The sequence below is a fragment of the Citrobacter sp. JGM124 genome (assembly GCF_018257795.1).
Classification (GTDB): Bacteria; Pseudomonadota; Gammaproteobacteria; order Enterobacterales; family Enterobacteriaceae; genus JGM124.
In genome coordinates this window covers 1-21,458 of record NZ_JAERJD010000006.1, presented here as the reverse complement: position 1 = coordinate 21,458, position 21,458 = coordinate 1, and the positions used below count along the sequence as shown (strand labels likewise).

Here is a 21,458-nt window from a genome sequence, read left to right as displayed (position 1 = left end):
CTATCGTTTTCCCTTTGGTGTATATTGTGCCGTTAACCGTTATTTATTTTTTCAAATCTGATTTGAAATCGCGTTTTTCATAACCGGTATATAACTGACGAGGTCGGGCAATTTTCAAACCGTCGTCATGCATTTCATTCCAGTGTGCAATCCAGCCTACAGTTCGTGCCATGGCAAAAATAACAGTAAACATGGAAGACGGAATGCCCATGGCTTTAAGAATGATCCCGGAATAAAAGTCTACGTTAGGGTAGAGTTTTCTTTCAATAAAATAAGGATCATTCAGTGCGATATGCTCAAGTTCCATGGCGACTTCCAGCAGGCTGTTATCTTTGAGATTCAGCTCTTTCAGCACTTCATGGCAGGTTTCACGCATTACCGTGGCTCGTGGGTCGTAGTTTTTGTAAACACGATGACCAAAGCCCATCAGACGGAAAGCATCATTCTTGTCTTTCGCACGGCGGATAAACTCAGGGATGTAGTCAACGCTGTTGATCTCTTCCAGCATTTTCAGCGCCGCTTCATTGGCCCCACCGTGAGCGGGTCCCCACAGTGAAGCAATACCTGCAGCAATACAGGCGAAGGGGTTAGCACCGGAAGATCCAGCCGTACGCACTGTTGAAGTGGATGCATTCTGTTCATGGTCAGCGTGCAGGATCAATATCCTGTCCATCGCACGTTCCAGGATAGGATTGACAACGTACTCTTCACACGGCGTCGAGAACATCATATTCAGGAAGTTACCTGAATATGACAGGTCATTACGTGGATAAACGAATGGTTGACCAATCGAATACTTGTAACACATTGCTGCCACGGTCGGCATTTTTGATAACAGCCGGAACGCTGCGATTTCGCGATGTTTTGGATTATTCACATCCAGTGAATCATGGTAAAACGCCGCCAGGGCACCGGTCACACCACACAATACCGCCATTGGATGAGAGTCACGACGGAACCCGTTGAACAAACGGGTGATCTGTTCATGAATCATGGTATGACGGGTTACCGTTTTCGTGAACTCTTCAAACTGCTCCTGAGTCGGTTTTTCACCGTTGAGCAGAATGTAACATACCTCAAGATAAGTCGATTCAGTCGCCAGCTGGTCGATGGGAAAACCGCGATGCAGAAGTATGCCGTTGTCACCATCAATGTAGGTGATTTTAGACTCACAAGATGCCGTCGAGGTAAAGCCAGGGTCAAAGGTAAAAATGTTGTTAGAACCAAGACTACGGATATCTATTACATCCTGACCGATTGTTCCTTTTAGAACATTCAGTTCGATAGCATCATCACCAGTTAAGCTGATTACTGCTTTTTTGTCAGACATTTACGGTCTCCTTAGCGCCTTATTTATATGACTGCTGGATGCCTGATTTGCACTAAAATCGCATTTTTTTATTACCCGTAGTTTTATTCGACTCGTAGCTCTGTTTAGAGTTTTATCGCCAGGGTACAGAGCAATGGGCGCTTTCAGGTAATATTCGCGTTTTGGTGTACGACAGCAAATCAGGGTGCTAGCAGCCAATATCATTTAAATCTTTATACCACTAATAACCGTCCTGATTACACGGGTCAATAGCATCACACTGTTACATAACTATTCTTCAGGTAAAAGACTAGCCCTATAACTTTTGTGTATTATATGGCTTTTATTAAGCCACTTGTAACAATATTGTTTCGTTTTTGTCAAATTAAATGGCTAAAGATTAAAACATTGTTATTATCGTGATCATTGTCACTGTTCAGAGCAAAACCCCGTAAACAGTATTGCTGTTAATTGTAATGATTTTGTGAAAAGCCTATACTCCCGCCAGGTCTCCGGAACACCCTGCTACCGGGAGCCAACCAGCGTTGTGGCCTGTTTTTAGCCTCTGGATGTAGCTGTATTTTGTTCTGTACACAGTTATATGAAGTAAGCGCTGTCTGACCCCGAATGCAGATCCGGAGGAAAGAAATAATAAGAAGAGCATGTGGGCGCTATTCATGATAAAAAACGTGAAAAAACAACGACCTGTCAATTTGGATCTGAAAACGATTCGATTCCCCGTCACTGCAATTGCTTCCATTCTTCACCGTGTTTCGGGTGTGATAACCTTCGTCGCGGTGGGTATCCTGTTATGGCTATTAGGGCTGTCTCTTTCTTCCCCGGAAGGTTTCCTGACTGCATCTGCAGTTATGGGCAGTTTTATCGCTAAGTTTATTATGTGGGGCATTCTTACTGCACTTGCTTACCACGTCGTGGTAGGTATCCGTCACATCATGATGGATGTGGGATGTCTGGAAGAAACATTACAAGTGGGCAAACGATCCGCATATTTCTCCTTTGTTATTACTGTCGTGCTTTCAATCCTTGCAGGAGTCCTCGTATGGTAAGCAATGCCTCCGCATTGGGTCGCAATGGCGTGCATGATTATTTACTGGTTCGTGCTACTGCCATCGTCTTAACGCTGTACATTATCTATATGGTGGGTTTTGTTGCCATAACTGGCGATATGACCTATGAAATTTGGCACGGCTTTTTTGCTGCCGCCTTCACCAAAGTGTTTACTCTGCTGGCACTCTTTTCGATTTTGATCCATGCCTGGATTGGCATGTGGCAGGTGTTAACCGACTACGTTAAACCACTGGCAATACGCCTGGTATTACAGCTTGCGATTGTGATTGCGCTACTGGTTTACGTTCTGTATGGATTCGTTGTGGTGTGGGGTGTGTAATGAATTTACCTGTCAGAGAGTTTGATGCTGTTGTTATCGGCGCGGGTGGTGCTGGCATGCGTGCTGCACTGCAAATTTCCCAGTCAGGCCAGACTTGTGCCTTACTGTCTAAAGTATTTCCAACCCGTTCTCATACGGTATCTGCCCAGGGGGGGATTACTGTCGCATTAGGTAATACCCATGAAGATAACTGGGAATGGCACATGTACGATACCGTCAAAGGGTCTGACTACATTGGTGACCAGGACGCGATTGAATATATGTGTAAAACCGGCCCTGAAGCGATTCTGGAACTTGAACATATGGGGTTACCCTTCTCTCGCCTTGATGATGGCACTATCTATCAGCGCCCGTTTGGTGGCCAGTCAAAAAATTTCGGTGGCGAACAGGCTGCCCGTACTGCGGCCGCGGCAGATCGTACCGGACACGCGTTGTTGCACACGCTTTACCAGCAAAACTTAAAAAATCATACGACGATCTTTTCTGAATGGTATGCCCTGGATTTAGTTAAAAACCAGGATGGTGCGGTAGTGGGTTGCACGGCACTGAGTATCGAAACGGGTGAGGTTGTTTATTTTAAAGCTCGTGCCACCGTACTGGCTACGGGAGGGGCTGGCCGTATTTATCAGTCTACTACGAATGCGCACATTAATACGGGGGACGGTGTTGGTATGGCACTGCGTGCCGGTGTTCCCGTCCAGGATATGGAAATGTGGCAATTTCACCCAACTGGCATCGCTGGTGCGGGGGTTCTGGTGACAGAAGGCTGCCGTGGGGAAGGGGGCTATTTGCTCAATAAACACGGTGAACGTTTTATGGAACGTTATGCCCCGAATGCCAAAGACCTGGCAGGGCGTGATGTTGTTGCCCGATCCATCATGATTGAAATCCGCGAAGGCCGTGGTTGTGATGGTCCGTGGGGGCCTCATGCCAAACTGAAGCTTGATCATTTAGGTAAAGAAGTTCTTGAATCACGTCTGCCTGGTATCCTTGAATTATCTCGTACTTTTGCTCACGTTGACCCAGTAAAAGAGCCTATCCCGGTGATTCCTACTTGTCACTATATGATGGGAGGCATCCCGACCAGGGTGACAGGTCAGGCACTGACTGTTAATGAAAAAGGCGAAGATGTGGTGATACCCGGGTTATTCGCTGTGGGTGAAATCGCTTGTGTATCGGTGCATGGTGCTAACCGCCTGGGGGGGAACTCTTTGCTTGACCTGGTGGTATTTGGTCGCGCCGCAGGCCTGCATCTGCAAGAGTCGATTGCTGAACAAGGCCCAATGCGGGATGCCAGCGAATCAGATATTGAGGCATCTCTCACACGAATGAATCGCTGGAACAATAACCGTAATGGTGAGGATCCGGTACAGATTCGCAAAGCCCTGCAAGAGTGTATGCAGCATAACTTTTCGGTATTCCGTGAAGGTGATGCCATGGCTAAAGGGCTGGAACAACTGAAAGTAATTCGTGAACGCCTGAAAAACGCCCGTCTTGATGATACATCCACAGAATTTAACACTCAACGTGTTGAGTGTCTGGAACTGGATAACCTGATGGAAACCGCCTATGCAACGGCTGTTTCCGCTAATTTCCGCACTGAAAGCCGTGGTGCGCATAGCCGTTTTGACTTCCCTGAACGTGATGATGCGAACTGGTTGTGTCACAGCTTGTATCTGCCTGAGACGGAAAGCATGACCCGTCGCGAGGTGAATATGCAACCGAAGCTGCGTCCGGCATTCCCGCCGAAAGTGCGTACTTATTAATAGCGGAGATGAGTCGATGAAACTCGAGTTTTCTATTTATCGTTATAACCCGGACGTGGATGATGCTCCCCATATGCAGGAGTATGTTCTGGAAGGGGAAGAAGGGCGTGACATGATGCTGCTGGATGCCCTGATGCAGCTAAAAGAAAAAGATCCGACCCTGTCATTCCGTCGCTCTTGCCGTGAGGGGGTTTGTGGCTCCGACGGGTTAAATATGAACGGCAAAAATGGACTGGCTTGTATTACTCCGATATCCGCGCTGGGTAACGGTCAGCAGAAGATTGTGATTCGCCCACTGCCTGGTTTGCCAGTTATTCGCGACTTGGTCGTAGACATGGGGCAATTCTATGCTCAATATGAGAAGATTAAACCTTATCTGCTGAATAATGGGCAAAATCCACCGGCGCGTGAGCATTTACAGTCCCCGGAGCAGCGTGAAAAACTCGATGGCCTGTATGAGTGTATTCTCTGTGCTTGCTGTTCCACGTCTTGTCCATCTTTTTGGTGGAATCCGGACAAATTTGTTGGTCCGGCGGGTTTGCTCGCGGCCTACCGTTTCCTTATCGACAGCCGTGATACTGAAACGGCGAATCGTCTGGATGGGTTAAGCGATGCTTTCAGTGTATTCCGCTGCCACGGTATTATGAATTGCGTTAGCGTGTGCCCAAAAGGTTTAAACCCGACAAAAGCCATTGGTCATATTAAATCAATGTTGTTACAGAAGAGTGCTTAATAAGTGACCTCCCTCTTCGCTGGGGGAGGCGCTTAAAAGAGTAGTGACAGGATGTGATGCAGGAAACCTTTGAAAACTGCCAGGGTGACAGTTTTCAAAGGTTCCTTAGCGGGCCATTTTGATGATGCTCGCAGTGAGTGAACCCTGGAACGTATACTTCGCAGTGTGCGTATAGTTTCCACGGCGTAATAAGCATAATAATGCGTAAGGGATCACGATGCAGAACGGCGCAATGAAGCCCTGGCTGGACTCTTCCTGGCTGGCGGGCGCAAACCAGTCCTACATAGAGCAGCTCTATGAAGACTTCTTAACCGATCCTGACTCTGTTGATGCGCATTGGCGCACTCTTTTCCAGCAGTTGCCTGGAACCGGAGCCAGACCAGATCAATTCCATTCTCAAACACGTGAATATTTTCGTCGTCTGGCGAAGGACCCGTCACGTTACTCCACCGCAATAACTGACCCCGATGTTGATGCCAGGCAAGTCAAGGTGCTTCAGCTGATCAATGCCTGGCGTTTTCGTGGACACCAGGCAGCAAACCTGGATCCATTAGGGCTGTGGAAACAAGAAGCGGTGCCGGATCTTTCCCCTGAGTTCCATAATTTGACAGAGGATTGTCTGCAGCAAACCTTTAACGTGGGCTCTTTTGCCGTGGGCAAAGAGACCATGAAACTTGCGGACTTGATTGAAGCCCTGAAACAAACTTATGGTGGTTCAATCGGTGCGGAGTATATGCATATTACCAATACCGAGGAGAAGCGTTGGATCCAGCAACGTATCGAGTCTGTAGCCGGCAAGTCCACTTTTACGGCAGAAGAGAAGACGCGCTTTCTTACCGAGTTGACTGCAGCAGAAGGGTTGGAACGCTATCTTGGTGCTAAATTCCCCGGTGCTAAACGTTTCTCTCTTGAAGGTGGCGATGCTCTGGTTCCGATGCTCAAAGAGATGATCCACCATGCAGGCAAAAGTGGTACGCGCGAAGTGGTGCTGGGGATGGCCCACCGTGGACGTCTGAATGTTTTAATTAACGTTTTAGGTAAACAGCCACAAGAATTGTTTGATGAATTCTCGGGTAAACATAAAGAACACCTGGGTACCGGTGATGTGAAATATCACATGGGATTCTCTTCTGAATTTGAAACAGAAGGTGGATTGGTCCATCTGGCACTGGCATTTAACCCTTCACACCTGGAAATCGTCAGCCCGGTCGTTATCGGCTCAGTACGGGCCCGTCTGGATCGTCTGGTTCAGCCTGGGAGTAATCAGGTCCTGCCCATTACTATTCATGGTGATGCGGCTGTCGCCGGGCAGGGTGTGGTTCAGGAAACCCTTAATATGTCCAAGGCGCGGGGTTATGAAGTCGGTGGCACCGTCCGTATTGTGATTAACAATCAAATTGGTTTCACCACCTCCAACCCACTGGATGCCCGCTCAACGCCATACTGTACCGATATTGGTAAAATGGTGATGGCACCGATCTTCCATGTGAATGCTGATGATCCAGAGGCGGTGGCTTTTGTGACTCGTTTAGCTCTCGACTTCCGTAATACATTTAAGCGGGATGTGTTTATTGATCTGGTTTGTTACCGTCGCCATGGCCATAACGAAGCAGATGAGCCGAGCGCCACTCAGCCAGTGATGTATCAGAAGATCAAAAAGCATCCGACACCACGTAAAATTTATGCAGATAAGCTGGAACAAGAGGGCGTTGCGACCCTGGAAGATGCCACTGAAATGGTCAATCTTTACCGTGATGCACTTGATGCGGGTGAATGTGTAGTAAAAGAGTGGCGTCCAATGAACATGCACTCTTTTGCCTGGTCTCCTTACCTTAACCATGAATGGGATGAAGCTTATCCCAGCACGGTAGAGATGAAACGCCTGCAAGAACTGGCTAATCGTATTAGTACAGTTCCTGATGCGGTAGAGATGCAGTCCCGTGTGGCTAAAATTTACAGCGACCGCCATGATATGGCCCAGGGCAACAAGTTGCTGGACTGGGGGGCTGCTGAGAATCTGGCTTATGCCACACTGGTTGATGAAGGCATCTCCGTTCGTCTTTCGGGGGAGGATGTCGGGCGAGGAACCTTCTTCCATCGTCATGCGGTGATCCATAATCAAAGTAATGGTTCTACTTATATTCCGCTGGCTCATGTCCATAACAGTCAGGGAGAGTTTAAAGTCTGGGATTCAGTACTATCAGAAGAAGCCGTGCTGGCCTTTGAATACGGTTATGCCACGGCAGAACCTCGCACGTTAACCATTTGGGAAGCTCAGTTTGGTGACTTTGCCAATGGAGCCCAGGTGGTTATCGATCAGTTCATCAGTTCAGGTGAACAGAAGTGGGGGCGTTTGTGTGGCCTGGTGATGCTATTGCCACATGGCTACGAAGGTCAGGGCCCTGAGCACTCTTCTGCACGCCTGGAGCGTTACCTCCAACTCTGTGCCGAACAGAATATGCAGGTTTGCGTACCCTCTACGCCGGCGCAGGTGTACCACATGTTACGTCGTCAGGCCCTGCGTGGTATGCGTCGTCCGCTGGTGGTTATGTCTCCGAAGTCTCTGTTGCGTCATCCACTGGCCGTTTCAACCCTTGATGAACTGGCTAATGGCTCGTTCTTGCCTGCTATTGGTGAGATTGATGAACTGGATCCTAAAGAGGTGAAACGTGTAGTACTTTGTTCTGGTAAGGTTTATTACGATTTGCTCGAGCAACGTCGTAAAAACGATCAGAAAGATGTGGCCATTGTACGTATCGAACAGCTTTACCCATTCCCGACTCAGGCGGTACAAGAGGCACTGAAACCTTTCGCTCATGTACATGATTTTGTCTGGTGTCAGGAAGAACCATTGAACCAGGGGGCATGGTACTGCAGCCAGCACCACCTCCGTGAAGTGATTCCGTTCGGATCCGCCCTGCGTTATGCAGGCCGTCCGGCCTCTGCTTCACCCGCGGTAGGGTATATGTCCGTTCACCAGAAACAGCAACAAGCGCTGGTCAATGATGCGCTGAACGTCGAATAAATTTAAAGGATAAATAATGAGTAGCGTAGATATTCTCGTTCCTGACTTGCCTGAGTCCGTCGCTGACGCCACCGTGGCTACCTGGCATAAAAAACCGGGTGACAGTGTTAAACGTGACGAAGTGCTGGTAGAAATCGAAACTGACAAAGTGGTTCTGGAAGTACCGGCCTCTGCTGATGGCATCTTAGATACCATTCTGGAAGAAGAGGGCGGTACGGTGACCTCTCGTCAAATTCTGGGCCGCCTGAAAGAAGGGAATAGCACAGGGAAAGAGAGTTCAGCCAAAGTAGACAGTAAGGAGTCTACCCCAGCCCAGCGTCAGCAAGCCTCTCTGGAAGAGCAGAATAATGATGCACTTAGCCCGGCCATTCGTCGTCTTCTGGCAGAACATACTCTGGACGCCAGTGCGATTAAAGGCAGTGGGGTCGGTGGGCGTCTGACTCGTGAAGATGTTGAAAAACATTTGGCCCAGGCTCAGACGCAAACCCAACAACCCGCAGCACAAAGCGCGGCATCCGCAACACCGGTGGTGGGGCGCAGTGAAAAACGTGTGCCAATGACGCGTTTGCGTAAGCGCGTTGCTGAACGCTTGCTGGAAGCGAAGAACTCAACAGCCATGCTCACAACGTTCAACGAAGTGAACATGAAACCCATTATGGACCTGCGTAAGCAGTATGGTGATGCGTTTGAGAAACGCCATGGTGTCCGTCTGGGCTTTATGTCCTTCTATATTAAAGCGGTTGTGGAAGCGCTGAAGCGTTATCCGGAAGTTAATGCCTCCATCGATGGGGAAGATGTGGTTTACCACAACTACTTTGACGTCAGTATTGCCGTCTCTACCCCACGTGGTCTGGTGACTCCGGTTCTGCGGGATGTGGACACCCTGAGTATGGCCGACATTGAGAAGCGTATTAAAGAACTGGCGGTAAAAGGACGCGATGGCAAGCTGACAGTGGAAGAGTTAACCGGCGGGAACTTCACCATCACTAATGGTGGCGTGTTCGGTTCTCTGATGTCTACACCGATTATCAATCCTCCACAGAGTGCCATCCTGGGGATGCATGCCATCAAAGACAGACCAATGGCAGTAGAGGGTAAGGTAGAAATTCTACCGATGATGTATCTGGCACTCTCCTATGACCACCGTTTGATTGATGGTCGTGAGTCAGTAGGGTATTTGGTGACTATTAAGGAATTGCTGGAAGACCCGACACGTTTGCTGCTTGATGTTTAATCAATAAAACGCAGGCAGGTGGCATGATGTCACCTGCCGTGCGAATAAATCTAACCTTACCCCTGAGCAGTTGTGCTCTTTACCTGAATGGATAGAACTCATGAACTTACACGAATATCAGGCGAAACAGTTGTTTGCCCGGTCAGGGTTACCGGCACCAGTAGGTTACGCTTGCAATACCCCCCGTGAAGCAGAAGAAGCGGCCTCCAAGATTGGTGCCGGGCCTTGGGTAGTGAAATGCCAGGTACATGCGGGTGGTCGCGGTAAAGCGGGCGGCGTGAAAGTGGTTAAAAGCAAAGAAGAGATCCGTGCATTTGCTGAACATTGGCTTGGTAAAAATCTTGTCACTTATCAAACTGATGCGAATGGTCAGCCTGTGAACCAGATCCTGGTTGAAGCGGCGACAGATATTGATAAAGAGCTGTACTTGGGGGCCGTCGTTGACCGTAGCTCGCGTCGAGTGGTGTTTATGGCCTCCACTGAAGGTGGCGTAGAGATCGAAAAAGTTGCAGATGAAACACCGCACTTGATCCATAAAGTTACCCTCGACCCTCTGGCAGGACCAATGCCATACCAGGGGCGCGAACTGGCCTTTAAACTCGGTCTTGAAGGTAAGCAAGTTCAGCAGTTCACCAAAATTTTTATCGGTCTGGCGAATATTTTCCTTGAGCGAGACCTGGCACTGATTGAAATCAACCCACTGGTTATCACCAGGCAGGGTGACCTGACGTGCCTGGATGGTAAACTCAGCGCTGATGGCAACGCCTTATATCGTCAGCCAGAAATGCGTGAACTGCGTGACCCAAGCCAGGAAGATGCCCGTGAGTCTCAGGCGGCACAATGGGAGCTGAACTATGTTGCTCTCGACGGTAATATCGGTTGCATGGTTAATGGTGCAGGCCTGGCGATGGGAACCATGGATATCGTGAAGCTGCATGGCGGTGAGCCAGCAAACTTCCTGGATGTCGGCGGTGGTGCCACTAAAGAACGTGTCACTGAAGCGTTTAAAATCATTCTGTCGGATGAAAAAGTAAAAGCTGTTCTGGTTAACATTTTTGGTGGCATTGTTCGCTGTGACTTGATTGCTGACGGGATTATTGGTGCGGTTGCCGAAGTAGGTGTCAATGTGCCGGTAGTGGTTCGCCTCGAAGGCAACAACGCCGAACTGGGTGCGAAAAAATTGGCTGACAGTGGCCTGAATATTATTGCTGCACAAAGCCTGACGGATGCAGCACAGCAAGTGGTTGCTGCCGTGGAGGGGAAATAATGTCCATTTTGATCGATAAAAACACCAAGGTAATTTGCCAGGGATTCACAGGCAGTCAGGGCACTTTTCACTCAGAACAGGCAATTGCTTATGGTACGCAAATGGTGGGGGGGGTGACGCCAGGAAAAGGTGGGACGACTCACCTGGGATTACCCGTGTTTAATACCGTGCGTGAAGCAGTTGAAGCAACGGGGGCGACAGCAAGTGTTATCTATGTGCCAGCACCGTTCTGTAAAGACTCAATTCTGGAAGCCATTGATGCAGGTATCAAGCTGATTATCACCATAACTGAAGGCATCCCGACGCTGGATATGCTGGTCGTCAAAGTTAAGCTGGATGAAGCTGGTGTCCGTATGATTGGGCCAAACTGCCCGGGCGTGATTACCCCCGGGGAGTGTAAAATCGGTATCATGCCGGGCCATATTCATCTGCCAGGTAAGATTGGTATTGTATCCCGCTCAGGTACTCTGACCTATGAAGCGGTTAAGCAGACGACGGATATTGGTCTGGGCCAGTCGACCTGTGTCGGTATTGGTGGAGATCCTATTCCAGGTTCAAATTTTATCGATATCCTGAAACTGTTTGAGGCGGATCCGAAAACGGAAGCGATTGTGATGATCGGTGAAATCGGTGGCAGCGCAGAGGAAGAAGCCGCGGCATACATTAAAGACCATGTCACCAAGCCTGTGGTCGGCTATATTGCAGGAGTAACCGCGCCCAAAGGTAAGCGTATGGGCCATGCGGGTGCCATCATTGCGGGTGGGAAAGGTACAGCTGATGAGAAATTTGCCGCACTGGAAGCTGCTGGTGTCAAAACTGTACGCAGCCTGGCTGATATCGGTGAAGCACTGAAAAGTATCATACCTGGTTAAGCTTCCCTCCTGTAAAAGGGGGCGGTTTTCATACGGATACCATTGTTTGGCCACTCGTCAGAGTGGCCTTTTCTTTGGCTTATTTTGGTCAACAGGTCGCGCTTATTATTACCTGTACTAGAATGAGCAAGGGGCTTGTCTAAAACAGTGTATTGTTAATTTACATGGTCTGACTGGTTACATTTCTGTGAATATAAAAAGAGGGAACAGGAATAATAAAATAATGTGATTTTTCTCTTACTTGGCAATCTTTCCATCGTTCAGGGCAAGTTAAGATGAAAAAATAAACTTGCAGATTATTAATTATCGACTATGTATCACTAAATGATTTTTTAACACAATTGATTAACAATCAGGTAATGATTAAATACTCACATGCAAAAAAATTAACAATTTTGATTAAATTGAGCAGGATCAATAAGTAAAGATGTCAATAAAGGTATAAATAACCGGAAATTGTCTTAGATCAAACTGGCTGAAAAGTGATAATTTAGCTATAAATGAGACACTGTCGAGAAACGCAAAAAACATTCAGCGAATACCTGTTTATTGTAAGGGCTTTGCAGGGTAATATATTTGCGACCTGTTTCATTTATTTTTTAACGTATTTGTAACCTTTACCTTCGATACCTAATTAAAATATATACGGGTAGCTAAGGGTGTGCGGAAGCAAATGTATTTGTATTAGGGCATACGTTGTGGCGCGGTTTATCGCGAACCACGGGTGGAGTCTTCATGCGAAGAGCAAGGAGTCAAGATGTTTGATATTGTTGAACTGTCGCGATTACAGTTTGCCTTGACCGCGATGTACCATTTCCTTTTTGTGCCACTGACGCTGGGTATGGCGTTCTTGTTGGCCATTATGGAAACGGTATACGTTTTGTCTGGCAAGCAAATCTATAAAGATATGACCAAATTCTGGGGCAAGTTATTTGGTATTAACTTCGCTTTGGGTGTGGCTACTGGTCTGACGATGGAATTCCAGTTTGGTACTAACTGGTCTTACTATTCTCACTATGTCGGTGATATCTTCGGTGCGCCTCTGGCGATTGAAGGTCTGATGGCATTCTTCCTCGAGTCCACCTTTGTTGGTCTGTTCTTCTTTGGCTGGGATCGCTTGAGCAAAGTTCAGCATATGGCTGTCACCTGGTTGGTGGCGCTAGGCTCAAACTTCTCTGCGTTGTGGATCCTTATTGCCAATGGCTGGATGCAAAACCCTATCGCTTCAGATTTCAACTTTGAAACGATGCGTATGGAAATGCTCAGTTTCTCTGAACTGGTATTCAACCCTGTAGCCCAGGTGAAGTTTGTCCATACTGTTGCAGCAGGTTATGTTACTGGTGCAATGTTTATTCTTGCGATCAGCTCTTACTACATGCTTAAAGGACGTGATTTTGCTTTTGCAAAACGTTCCTTTGCTATTGCATCGGCGTTTGGTATGGCTGCTGTATTGTCCGTTATCGTTCTGGGTGATGACTCAGGTTACGAGCTGGGTGATGTTCAGAAAACCAAACTCGCAGCAATTGAAGCCGAATGGGAAACGCAACCTGCGCCAGCCTCATTTAACTTGTTTGCTATTCCTAATCAGGAAACGCAATCAAACAGCTTCGCGATTGAAATCCCTTATGCCCTCGGTATCATCGCAACCCGTTCTCTGGATAAACAAGTTATCGGTTTGAAAGAGCTGATGGCGCAGCATGAAGTACGTATTCGTAACGGGATGGTAGCCTACAAGCTGCTGGAAGAGTTACGTGCTGGCTCTGCTGATCCTGCCGTGCGTGCGAATTTCAATGATGTGAAAAAAGACCTTGGCTATGGCCTGCTGCTGAAACGTTATACCCAGGATGTCTCTGGCGCTACTGAAGACCAGATTCAGATGGCGGTAAAAGACTCTATTCCTGAAGTTCTGCCTCTCTACTTTGCGTTCCGTATTATGGTCGCTTGTGGCGTGCTGATGCTGCTTATCATCGCAGCCTGTTTCTGGAGCGTTATTCGTAACCGTATTGGTGAGAAAAAATGGCTGCTGCGTGCTGTTTTCTACAGCCTGCCTCTGCCATGGATTGCCGTCGAATCTGGCTGGTTTGTTGCGGAATATGGCCGTCAGCCTTGGGTGGTTGGTGAAGTTCTGCCAACAGCGATGGCACACTCAGCATTGCAAATTAGTGATCTTGTGTTCTCCATTTCGCTGATTTGTGGTCTCTATACGTTGTTCCTCGTAGCGGAGCTATTCCTGATGTTCAAATTTGCTCGTCTTGGGCCGAGCAGTCTGAAAACAGGTCGTTACCACTTTGAGCAGTCCACCGTGGCTTCTAAAACGGCACGCTAAGACAGGAGTTCTCAAATGTTCGATTACGAAGTATTACGTTTTGTCTGGTGGCTGTTAATTGGCGTGTTGCTAATTGGTTTCGCGGTCACTGATGGTTTTGATATGGGTGTCGGTATGCTGTCGCGGGTTATCGGGCGTACAGACGTTGACCGACGTATCATGATCAACTCTATCGCACCACACTGGGATGGTAACCAAGTCTGGCTTATCACTGCTGGTGGTGCATTATTTGCCGCATGGCCTCAAGTATATGCAACGGCTTTCTCTGGCTTCTATGCGGCAATGATTCTGGTACTGGCATCACTGTTCTTCCGTCCGGTTGGCTTTGATTACCGTTCCAAAATTGGCGACAACCGCTGGCGTGGCATGTGGGACTGGGGCATCTTTATTGGTAGCTTCGTTCCGCCTCTGGTTATTGGTGTGGCTTTCGGTAACTTACTGCAAGGCGTGCCGTTCACCATTGACGAGTACCTTCGTGTTCAGTACACCGGTACTTTCTTCCAGCTACTAAATCCTTTTGCCTTGCTGGCAGGTATTGTTAGCCTGTTTATGATTCTGGCTCAGGGGGCGACCTACCTGCAAATGCGTACAGTAGGGGAGATTAACCTGCGTGCCCGCTCTGCGGCACAGATTTCAGCGTTAGTCACTCTGGTTGCTTTTGCACTGGCTGGTATTTGGGTTATCTACGGCATTGATGGATATGTTGTAACGTCAACCATTGATCATACCGCGCCATCTAACCCACTGGCTAAAGAAGTTGTACAGCAGGCGGGAGCCTGGCTGATTAACTTCAATCACTATCCGGCTCTGTGGGTTATCCCGGCACTCGGTGTTCTGCTGCCGCTACTGACGACGCTTATGTCTCGTCTGAATCGTCCTGCGATGGCGTTTCTGTTTTCTTCACTGACGATTGCTTGTGTGATTCTGACGGCGGGCGTTGCTATGTTCCCATTCATTATGCCATCCAGCATTATGATGAACGCGAGCCTGACCATGTGGGATGCGACCTCAAGTCACTTAACGCTGAATGTGATGACCTATGTTGCGATTATCTTCGTCCCTATCATTCTGATTTACACCACGTGGTGTTACTGGAAAATGTTTGGTCGAATCACTAAAGAGCACATTGAAAGCAACACCCACTCTTTGTATTAAGAAGGAGCTAGTTATGTGGTATTTTGCATGGATCCTGGGAACGCTTCTCGCCTGTGCCTTCGGGATTATCACTGCCCTGGCCATTGAGCAGGCAGAAGATAATCAGGCTCGAAAAGAAGAACACTGATGGAGTCTATTATCGCAAAATTATATGCGGTAATGGATAAGGGCCCGCTAAGGGCCCTTTCCTTAGTGATGGCACTGCTGCTGGCGGGAATGATCTTTTGGGATCCGACGCGCTTCGCGGCCAAGACCAGTGACTTTGAAATCTGGCAAGGTTTTGTGCTGATGTGGGGAATATGTGCAGGGGTTATCCACGGAGTGGGGTTCCGCCCACGAAAATTACGCTGGCAGACTCTTTTTAGCCCACTATTAGCCGACATTGTGCTGATTTATGTCCTGATTAAGCTCTTCTCTTAACCATCCTACCGCCAGAATATTTCAGAAAAAAATTATGGGTTTTCATAAGCTCATAATTTTTTACTCAACGTTAATCTCAACCCATTCCAAAGCTGCATGCTCTTGCGTATAGTAACTGAGTTTAATGGTATTTCCGGAAGGCATCGTGACTACAACGCTATTTTCATGGCCGGTACGTGTTTATTACGAAGACACGGATGCCGGTGGTGTCGTCTATCACGCCAGTTATATTGCTTTTTACGAGCGGGCGCGCACAGAAATGTTGCGTAAGCACGGCTTTAGTCAACAGTTATTACTGGCTGAGCATGTCGCCTTTGTTGTGCGCAAAATGACCGTTGAGTATCTTGCGCCGGCACGACTCGACGACTTACTCGAAATTCAAAGTGAAGTTAAATCGATGCGAGGCGCCTCTATGGTGTTTTCGCAACGGGTTGTTAATGCTGAAAATCAGGTACTCAATGAAGCAGAGGTCCTGATTGTCTGTGTTGATTTATCCCTAATGAAGCCTCGTGCGCTTCCCAAGTCTATTGTCGCGGAGTTTAAGCAGTGACTGACATGAATATCCTTGATTTGTTCCTGAAGGCGAGCCTTCTGGTCAAATTCATCATGTTGATTTTGATTGGTTTTTCTATTGCATCATGGGCAATCATCATTCAGCGAACGCGTATCCTTAACGCCGCAGGGCGTGAAGCCGAAGCTTTTGAGGATAAATTCTGGTCTGGTATTGAGTTGTCGCGTCTTTACCAGGAAAGCCAGGGTCGTCGTGATAGCCTTGGAGGGAGTGAACAAATATTTTATTCGGGGTTTAAAGAGTTTGCCCGGTTGCACCGTTTGAATACCCATGCACCAGAAGCCGCAGTTGATGGGGCGACACGTGCAATGCGCATATCCATGAGCCGTGAACTGGAAAGTCTTGAGACCCATATTCCCTTCCTCGGTACAGTCGGTTCCATTAGCCCTTATATTGGTTTGTTCGGAACCGTCTGGGGGATCATGCACGCCTTTATCGCACTGGGGGCGGCGAAGCAAGCAACGTTACAGATGGTCGCGCCCGGTATTGCTGAAGCATTGATAGCGACAGCCATTGGTTTGTTTGCTGCCATACCGGCGGTGATGGCATATAACCGGCTTAACCAGCGAGTGAACAAACTGGAATTAAACTACGATAACTTTATGGAAGAGTTCACGGCTATCCTGCACCGTCAGGCTTTTACCAGCAGCGAAAAGCAGTAAGGGGTAAGTCATGGCCAGAGGTAGACGTGGTCGTCGTGAATTAAAGTCGGAAATTAACATTGTTCCGTTGCTGGATGTGTTGCTGGTGTTGCTGCTTATCTTTATGGCGACAACACCCATTATTACACAGAGTGTTGAGGTCGATTTACCGGACGCAACAAACTCTCAGACCGTCAGCACTAACGATGATCCACCAGTCATTATCGAAGTCTCGGGTATTGGGCAGTATAGTGTCGTTGTTGAAAAAGACCGTATGGATCAGCTCCCGGCGGAGCAGGTCGTAGCGGAGGTTCAACAGCGTTTACAGGCCAATCCAAAGACAGTTTTTTTGATTGGTGGTGCGAAAGAGGTTCCGTATGACGAAATTATCAAAGCGCTAAATCTGTTGCATCAGGCGGGCGTTAAGTCCGTTGGTTTGATGACTCAACCCATCTGATCCATCTTGCGTATAACGTTTGGGTATCGATAGTGTCAAAGGCAACTGAAGAAAACGCTAAATTAAAACGTTCGCTAACCTGGTCAGTCGTGCTGCATGTCCTCTTGATAGCATTACTGATCTGGAGTTCGTTTGATGAGCACATTGATACATCTTCCAGTGGCGGCGGTTCATCCATTGACGCCGTTATGGTTGATCCAGGTGCAATAGCACAAAATTATAGCCGACAGCAGCAACAGCAGGCGGACAGTAAACGCAAAGCTGAGCAGCAGGAAAAACAGGCACAACGACAGGCGGAAGAGCTCCAGGAAAAACAGGCAGCAGAGCAACAACGGCTGAAAGAACTGGAAAAAGAGCGTCTGGCGGCAGAGCAACAAGTTAAGCAGCAAGCTGAACAGCAAAAACAGGCAGAAGCGGCAGCTAAACAGGCTCAGGAACAACAGAAACAGGCGGAGGCCGCCGCGGCAAAAGCACAGGCGGAAGCCAAAGCTCAGGCCGATGCTGTCGCGCAAGCCAAAGCAGAAGCTGCAGCCAAAGCCGCTGCCGATGCTAAAGCTGCTGAAGAAGCTGCAAAAAAAGCTGCGGCAGATGCGCAGAAGAAAGCCGCTGCTGAAGCAGCAAAAAAAGCGGAAGAGGCTGAGAAAAAGGCTGCTGCTGATGCCAGTGCCAAGAAGGCTCAACAGGAAGCTGAGAAAAAAGCTGCTGCTGAAAAAGCTGCCGCCGAAAAAGCGGCTGCTCAGAAGGCTGCGGCTGAAAAAGCAGCTGCAGATAAAGCCGCTGCGGACAAAGCAGCAGCACAAAAAGCAGCCAGTGATAAAGCCGCTGCTGCAAAAGCTGCCGCCGAAAAGAAAGCGGCTGCAGATAAAGCTGCTGCTGCTAAAAGTAATACCAAAGAGGTGGACGATCTTTTCGGTGATTTAAGTTCGAGTAAGAATGCACCTAAAAGTGGTGGTGGGGCGCCAGGAACTGCTGCAACTTCTGCAGGAAAAGGTAAAAGTAAGGGGGCTTCACAGTCGGATATTGACAGTTATGCCGGTCAGATAAAATCAGCTATTCAGAACCGTCTCTACGATAGTTCGTCCTATGCGGGCAAAACATGTACGCTGCGGTTAAGAATGGCTCCAGATGGTCTGTTACTGGATGTTAAATCGGAAGGTGGTGATCCTGCCTTATGTCAGGCTGCTCTGGCAGCGGCCCGGCAAGCAAAGATCCCAAAACCGCCGAGTCAGGCTGTGTATGAAGTCTTTAAAAACGTCCCTCTCGACTTTAAGTTATAGAAAACTTTTCTCGCATTGTTGAGAAAAACGACCAGACTTAAGTTATCAGGGATCAGAAACTTTATTGGCATTCTGCTAGATTATCGCGGGTAAAGCACCCAGATAAGGGAGATATGATGAAGCAGGTATTACGAGTAGCGTTAAGTTTCTTGATGCTGTGGGCAGCCGTGTTGCACGCAGAAGTTCGTATCGAGATAACCCAGGGTGTTGACTCTGCACGCCCGATTGGCGTCGTGCCATTCCAGTGGAATGGTTCAGGGGCTGCACCTGAAGATATCGGTGGCATTGTGGCTGCTGATTTACGCAATAGCGGGAAATTTAATCCGTTGCCAACGTCACGTTTGCCTCAGCAGCCCAGTTCTGTCGGTGAAGTACAACCCGCGGCCTGGAGTGCTTTAGGTATTGATGCTGTGGTTATTGGACAGCTGACTGCTAATCCTGATGGTAGCTATACTGTTGCTTATCAGCTAGTAGACACGGGGGCTGCGCCGGGCACTATTCTGGCTCAAAACTCCTATAAAGTGGATAAAAAATGGCTCCGTTATGCGGCCCATACTGCCAGTGATGAAGTCTTTGAAAAACTGACAGGGATTAAAGGGGCATTCCGTACTCGTATTGCCTATATAGTGCAGACCAATGGTGGCGAGTTCCCGTATGAGCTGCGAGTTTCTGACTATGACGGTTACAACCAGTTTGTGGTACACCGTTCACCTCAGCCACTGATGTCACCAGCCTGGTCACCGGACGGTAACAAACTGGCTTATGTGACTTTTGAGAGTGGTCGTTCTGCACTGGTCGTTCAGACACTGGCTAACGGAGCGATCCGTCAGATAGCGTCTTTCCCTCAGCATAACGGTGCACCGGCATTCTCCCCGGATGGTAGCAAACTGGCATTTGCACTGTCTAAAACCGGTAGTCTGAATCTGTATGTTATGGATTTAAACTCTGGTTCGATTCATCAGGTGACGAATGATCGCAGCAGTAACACAGAACCTTCATGGTTCCCGGATAGCCAGACTCTTGCCTTTACCTCAGGCCAGGCCGGTCGTCCACAAGTGTATAAAACCAATATCAACGGTGGTAGTGCACAACGTCTGACTTGGGAAGGGGCACAGAATCAGAACGCAGATATCAGTTCTGATGGTAAATTAATGGTGATGGTGAGCACAAATAATGGGCAACAACACATCGCCAAACAAGATCTGGAAACGGGTGCTGTTATGAATTTAACGTCAACGTTCCTGGACGAAACGCCAAGTCTGGCACCTAACGGCACTATGGTTATCTACAGCTCCTCTCAAGGGATGGGTTCAGTGCTGAATTTGGTTTCAACAGATGGGCGTTTCAAAGCGCGTCTTCCGGCAACTGATGGACAGGTAAAATTCCCTGCCTGGTCGCCGTATCTGTGATAACAATAAATTGATTATTAAAGGATCAAAGAAATGCAACTGAACAAAGTGCTGAAAGGGCTGCTTATTGTTCTGCCGGTTATGGCCATCGCGGCATGTTCTTCTAATAAGAGCGCCAACAACGGTCAGAGCGGTGAAGGTATGCTGGGTGCCGGCACTGGTATTGGTAACGGCAACGGCAGTATGTCTTCTGACGAGCAAGCTCGTCTGCAGATGCAACAACTGCAGCAAAACAACATCGTTTACTTTGGCCTGGACAAATACGATGTGAGCCCTGATTTTGCTAATATGCTGGATTCTCACGCAAATTTCCTGCGTAGCAACCCGTCTTACAAAGTGACTGTAGAAGGTCATGCGGATGAGCGCGGTACCCCAGAGTACAACATCTCCCTGGGCGAGCGTCGTGCTAACGCAGTTAAAATGTATCTGCAAGGTAAAGGCGTTTCTGCAGATCAGATCTCTATCGTTTCTTACGGTAAAGAAAAACCAGCAGTACTGGGCCATGACGAAGCGGCTTACGCTAAAAACCGTCGTGCCGTACTGGTTTACTAAGAGCATCACATGATTGGTAACTTCAGAACTCATCTATTGGGTCTGTCGTTACTGATTGGCATAGCGGCCCCCTGGGCCGCTATTGCACAAGCGCCAATCAGTAGTGTCGGCTCAGGCTCGGTCGAGGACCGTGTCATTCAACTTGAGCGTATTTCTAACGCTCACAGTCAGCTTTTGACTCAACTTCAGCAGCAACTTTCCGATAGCCAGAATGATATTGATACTCTGCGTGGGCAGATACAGGAAAATCAGTATCAGCTAAATCAGGTCGTTGAGCGTCAGAAAAGTATTATGTTGCAGATTGACAGTCTCGGCAGCGGTAGTGCGTCTACAAACGCCAGTGGTACCACAGGATCGACGGCACCTGCAGAGACTAACAGTACCGCTGCAGCAGCCACACCTGCTGCCGCTGTTCAAGGAAAAGATGCCAATAGCGACTATAACGCGGCTATTGCTCTGGTACGCGATAGTGCGCGTCAGGATGAGGCTATCATTGCGTTTCAAAATTTTATTAAAACGTACCCGGACTCAACCTACTTACCCAATGCAAATTACTGGCTTGGTCAGTTGAATTTCAACAAGGGTAAAAAGGATGATGCAACCTTTTACTTCGCTTCAGTGGTAAAAAGCTATCCCAAATCCCCCAAAGCACCGGACGCAATGTTAAAAGTCGGTATCATCATGCAGGATAAAGGTGACACGGCAAAAGCAAAAGCGGTCTATCAGCAAGTGGTAAAACAGTACCCGGGTAGTGATGGTGCGAAACAGGCTCAAAAGCGTCTGAGTAGCCTGTAATGTATGTGCGATGACCAGGGATTGCTGTTTTTCTGGTCTTGCCGTTTGAAATCCAGGCAGTTGCGTTATTTAGATATAAATACTTGTTGCGTCAAATTCTTAAATCAGTAATATATGCCGCCGTTGCCCAGGGATGATGTCACCACCCGGGGTGCGAACTAAATGGGTCGTTAGCTCAGTTGGTAGAGCAGTTGACTTTTAATCAATTGGTCGCAGGTTCGAATCCTGCACGACCCACCAA

Annotated in this window: 20 protein-coding genes and 1 tRNA gene; 20 read left to right on the top strand and 1 reads right to left on the bottom strand. The window is 48.2% G+C overall.

All coding sequences use genetic code 11. The annotated features are described in order from the left end of the window. Positions 1-43: 43 nt before the first annotated feature. The gene (locus JK154_RS09425) at positions 44-1,330 is read right to left on the bottom strand and encodes a citrate synthase (RefSeq protein WP_211992293.1); all 1,287 of its coding nucleotides are present in this window, start codon (positions 1,328-1,330) and stop codon (positions 44-46) included. Positions 1,331-1,971: 641 nt separating this feature from the next. Between JK154_RS09425 and sdhC the strand changes: the two genes are divergently transcribed. The 20 genes from sdhC to JK154_RS09325 all read left to right on the top strand — a co-directional run bounded on the left by sdhC (position 1,972) and on the right by JK154_RS09325 (position 21,457). Next, a complete protein-coding gene (gene sdhC / locus JK154_RS09420) occupies positions 1,972-2,376 on the top strand; it encodes a succinate dehydrogenase cytochrome b556 subunit (RefSeq protein ID WP_211992291.1) in 405 nt (134 codons plus the stop codon). Further along, positions 2,370-2,717 (top strand): succinate dehydrogenase membrane anchor subunit, encoded by a 348-nt coding sequence (sdhD, locus tag JK154_RS09415; RefSeq protein WP_211992290.1) that lies wholly within the window; start codon positions 2,370-2,372, stop codon positions 2,715-2,717. Before sdhC ends, sdhD begins: the two co-directional genes overlap by 7 nt. Continuing rightward, on the top strand, positions 2,717-4,483 hold the full coding sequence (gene sdhA, locus JK154_RS09410) for a succinate dehydrogenase flavoprotein subunit (RefSeq protein ID WP_211992289.1): 1,767 nt from the start codon (positions 2,717-2,719) through the stop codon (positions 4,481-4,483). The genes sdhD and sdhA overlap by 1 nt, the downstream gene beginning before the upstream one ends. Positions 4,484-4,499: 16 nt before the next feature. Next, entirely contained in the window at positions 4,500-5,216 is a 717-nt protein-coding gene (locus JK154_RS09405; RefSeq protein ID WP_211992288.1) for a succinate dehydrogenase iron-sulfur subunit, read from the top strand. A 217-nt stretch (positions 5,217-5,433) separates the two neighbouring features. Next, positions 5,434-8,241: a 2-oxoglutarate dehydrogenase E1 component gene (sucA, locus tag JK154_RS09400; RefSeq protein WP_211992286.1), complete on the top strand. Its 2,808-nt coding sequence runs from the start codon at positions 5,434-5,436 to the stop codon at positions 8,239-8,241. Positions 8,242-8,257: 16 nt separating this feature from the next. After that, positions 8,258-9,475 carry a 2-oxoglutarate dehydrogenase complex dihydrolipoyllysine-residue succinyltransferase gene (gene odhB / locus JK154_RS09395; RefSeq protein ID WP_211992284.1) on the top strand — a complete coding sequence of 406 codons (1,218 nt, stop codon included), beginning with the start codon at positions 8,258-8,260 and terminating at the stop codon, positions 9,473-9,475. A gap of 100 nt (positions 9,476-9,575) precedes the next feature. Continuing rightward, complete coding sequence (gene sucC, locus JK154_RS09390) at positions 9,576-10,742, top strand: ADP-forming succinate--CoA ligase subunit beta (protein WP_211992283.1); 1,167 nt, start codon at positions 9,576-9,578, stop codon at positions 10,740-10,742. Beyond that, on the top strand, positions 10,742-11,614 hold the full coding sequence (gene sucD, locus JK154_RS09385; RefSeq protein ID WP_211992282.1) for a succinate--CoA ligase subunit alpha: 873 nt from the start codon (positions 10,742-10,744) through the stop codon (positions 11,612-11,614). The genes sucC and sucD overlap by 1 nt, the downstream gene beginning before the upstream one ends. A gap of 757 nt (positions 11,615-12,371) precedes the next feature. Continuing rightward, positions 12,372-13,940 carry a cytochrome ubiquinol oxidase subunit I gene (cydA, locus tag JK154_RS09380; RefSeq protein WP_211992281.1) on the top strand — a complete coding sequence of 523 codons (1,569 nt, stop codon included), beginning with the start codon at positions 12,372-12,374 and terminating at the stop codon, positions 13,938-13,940. Between the two features lie 15 nt (positions 13,941-13,955). Beyond that, a complete protein-coding gene (gene cydB, locus JK154_RS09375; protein ID WP_211992280.1) occupies positions 13,956-15,095 on the top strand; it encodes a cytochrome d ubiquinol oxidase subunit II in 1,140 nt (379 codons plus the stop codon). A 13-nt stretch (positions 15,096-15,108) separates the two neighbouring features. Further along, on the top strand, positions 15,109-15,222 hold the full coding sequence (gene cydX / locus JK154_RS09370; RefSeq protein ID WP_211992279.1) for a cytochrome bd-I oxidase subunit CydX: 114 nt from the start codon (positions 15,109-15,111) through the stop codon (positions 15,220-15,222). Then, positions 15,222-15,515: a cyd operon protein YbgE gene (gene ybgE, locus JK154_RS09365; protein ID WP_211992278.1), complete on the top strand. Its 294-nt coding sequence runs from the start codon at positions 15,222-15,224 to the stop codon at positions 15,513-15,515. The genes cydX and ybgE overlap by 1 nt, the downstream gene beginning before the upstream one ends. Positions 15,516-15,660: 145 nt before the next feature. Continuing rightward, positions 15,661-16,065 (top strand): tol-pal system-associated acyl-CoA thioesterase, encoded by a 405-nt coding sequence (gene ybgC, locus JK154_RS09360; RefSeq protein ID WP_211992276.1) that lies wholly within the window; start codon positions 15,661-15,663, stop codon positions 16,063-16,065. Beyond that, entirely contained in the window at positions 16,062-16,748 is a 687-nt protein-coding gene (tolQ, locus tag JK154_RS09355; protein ID WP_211992275.1) for a Tol-Pal system protein TolQ, read from the top strand. The genes ybgC and tolQ overlap by 4 nt, the downstream gene beginning before the upstream one ends. Before the next feature lie 10 nt (positions 16,749-16,758). Continuing rightward, the gene (gene tolR / locus JK154_RS09350; protein WP_211992274.1) at positions 16,759-17,184 is read left to right on the top strand and encodes a colicin uptake protein TolR; all 426 of its coding nucleotides are present in this window, start codon (positions 16,759-16,761) and stop codon (positions 17,182-17,184) included. A 32-nt stretch (positions 17,185-17,216) separates the two neighbouring features. Beyond that, positions 17,217-18,461 (top strand): cell envelope integrity protein TolA, encoded by a 1,245-nt coding sequence (tolA, locus tag JK154_RS09345; protein WP_211992273.1) that lies wholly within the window; start codon positions 17,217-17,219, stop codon positions 18,459-18,461. Positions 18,462-18,577: 116 nt separating this feature from the next. Beyond that, the gene (tolB, locus tag JK154_RS09340; RefSeq protein ID WP_211992532.1) at positions 18,578-19,870 is read left to right on the top strand and encodes a Tol-Pal system beta propeller repeat protein TolB; all 1,293 of its coding nucleotides are present in this window, start codon (positions 18,578-18,580) and stop codon (positions 19,868-19,870) included. A 33-nt stretch (positions 19,871-19,903) separates the two neighbouring features. After that, on the top strand, positions 19,904-20,422 hold the full coding sequence (gene pal / locus JK154_RS09335; RefSeq protein ID WP_211992272.1) for a peptidoglycan-associated lipoprotein Pal: 519 nt from the start codon (positions 19,904-19,906) through the stop codon (positions 20,420-20,422). A gap of 9 nt (positions 20,423-20,431) precedes the next feature. Further along, the gene (gene cpoB, locus JK154_RS09330; protein ID WP_211992270.1) at positions 20,432-21,217 is read left to right on the top strand and encodes a cell division protein CpoB; all 786 of its coding nucleotides are present in this window, start codon (positions 20,432-20,434) and stop codon (positions 21,215-21,217) included. Between the two features lie 164 nt (positions 21,218-21,381). After that, a tRNA-Lys gene (locus JK154_RS09325) sits at positions 21,382-21,457 on the top strand. The last annotated feature ends 1 nt before the right edge of the window (position 21,458 follow it).

Excerpts from the sequence above, each read along its gene's own strand:
- odhB (WP_211992284.1), top strand. The coding sequence starts at position 8,258 with ATGAGTAGCGTAGATATTCTCGTTCCTGACTTGCCTGAGTCCGTCGCT.
- tolR (WP_211992274.1), top strand. The coding sequence starts at position 16,759 with ATGGCCAGAGGTAGACGTGGTCGTCGTGAATTAAAGTCGGAAATTAAC.
- sucC (WP_211992283.1), top strand. The coding sequence starts at position 9,576 with ATGAACTTACACGAATATCAGGCGAAACAGTTGTTTGCCCGGTCAGGG.
- JK154_RS09425 (WP_211992293.1), bottom strand. The coding sequence starts at position 1,330 with ATGTCTGACAAAAAAGCAGTAATCAGCTTAACTGGTGATGATGCTATC.
- sucD (WP_211992282.1), top strand. The coding sequence starts at position 10,742 with ATGTCCATTTTGATCGATAAAAACACCAAGGTAATTTGCCAGGGATTC.
- cpoB (WP_211992270.1), top strand. The coding sequence starts at position 20,432 with ATGATTGGTAACTTCAGAACTCATCTATTGGGTCTGTCGTTACTGATT.
- JK154_RS09405 (WP_211992288.1), top strand. The coding sequence starts at position 4,500 with ATGAAACTCGAGTTTTCTATTTATCGTTATAACCCGGACGTGGATGAT.
- pal (WP_211992272.1), top strand. The coding sequence starts at position 19,904 with ATGCAACTGAACAAAGTGCTGAAAGGGCTGCTTATTGTTCTGCCGGTT.
- sdhD (WP_211992290.1), top strand. The coding sequence starts at position 2,370 with ATGGTAAGCAATGCCTCCGCATTGGGTCGCAATGGCGTGCATGATTAT.
- cydX (WP_211992279.1), top strand. The coding sequence starts at position 15,109 with ATGTGGTATTTTGCATGGATCCTGGGAACGCTTCTCGCCTGTGCCTTC.
- cydB (WP_211992280.1), top strand. The coding sequence starts at position 13,956 with ATGTTCGATTACGAAGTATTACGTTTTGTCTGGTGGCTGTTAATTGGC.
- cydA (WP_211992281.1), top strand. The coding sequence starts at position 12,372 with ATGTTTGATATTGTTGAACTGTCGCGATTACAGTTTGCCTTGACCGCG.
- sdhC (WP_211992291.1), top strand. The coding sequence starts at position 1,972 with ATGTGGGCGCTATTCATGATAAAAAACGTGAAAAAACAACGACCTGTC.
- tolB (WP_211992532.1), top strand. The coding sequence starts at position 18,578 with ATGAAGCAGGTATTACGAGTAGCGTTAAGTTTCTTGATGCTGTGGGCA.
- ybgE (WP_211992278.1), top strand. The coding sequence starts at position 15,222 with ATGGAGTCTATTATCGCAAAATTATATGCGGTAATGGATAAGGGCCCG.
- sucA (WP_211992286.1), top strand. The coding sequence starts at position 5,434 with ATGCAGAACGGCGCAATGAAGCCCTGGCTGGACTCTTCCTGGCTGGCG.
- sdhA (WP_211992289.1), top strand. The coding sequence starts at position 2,717 with ATGAATTTACCTGTCAGAGAGTTTGATGCTGTTGTTATCGGCGCGGGT.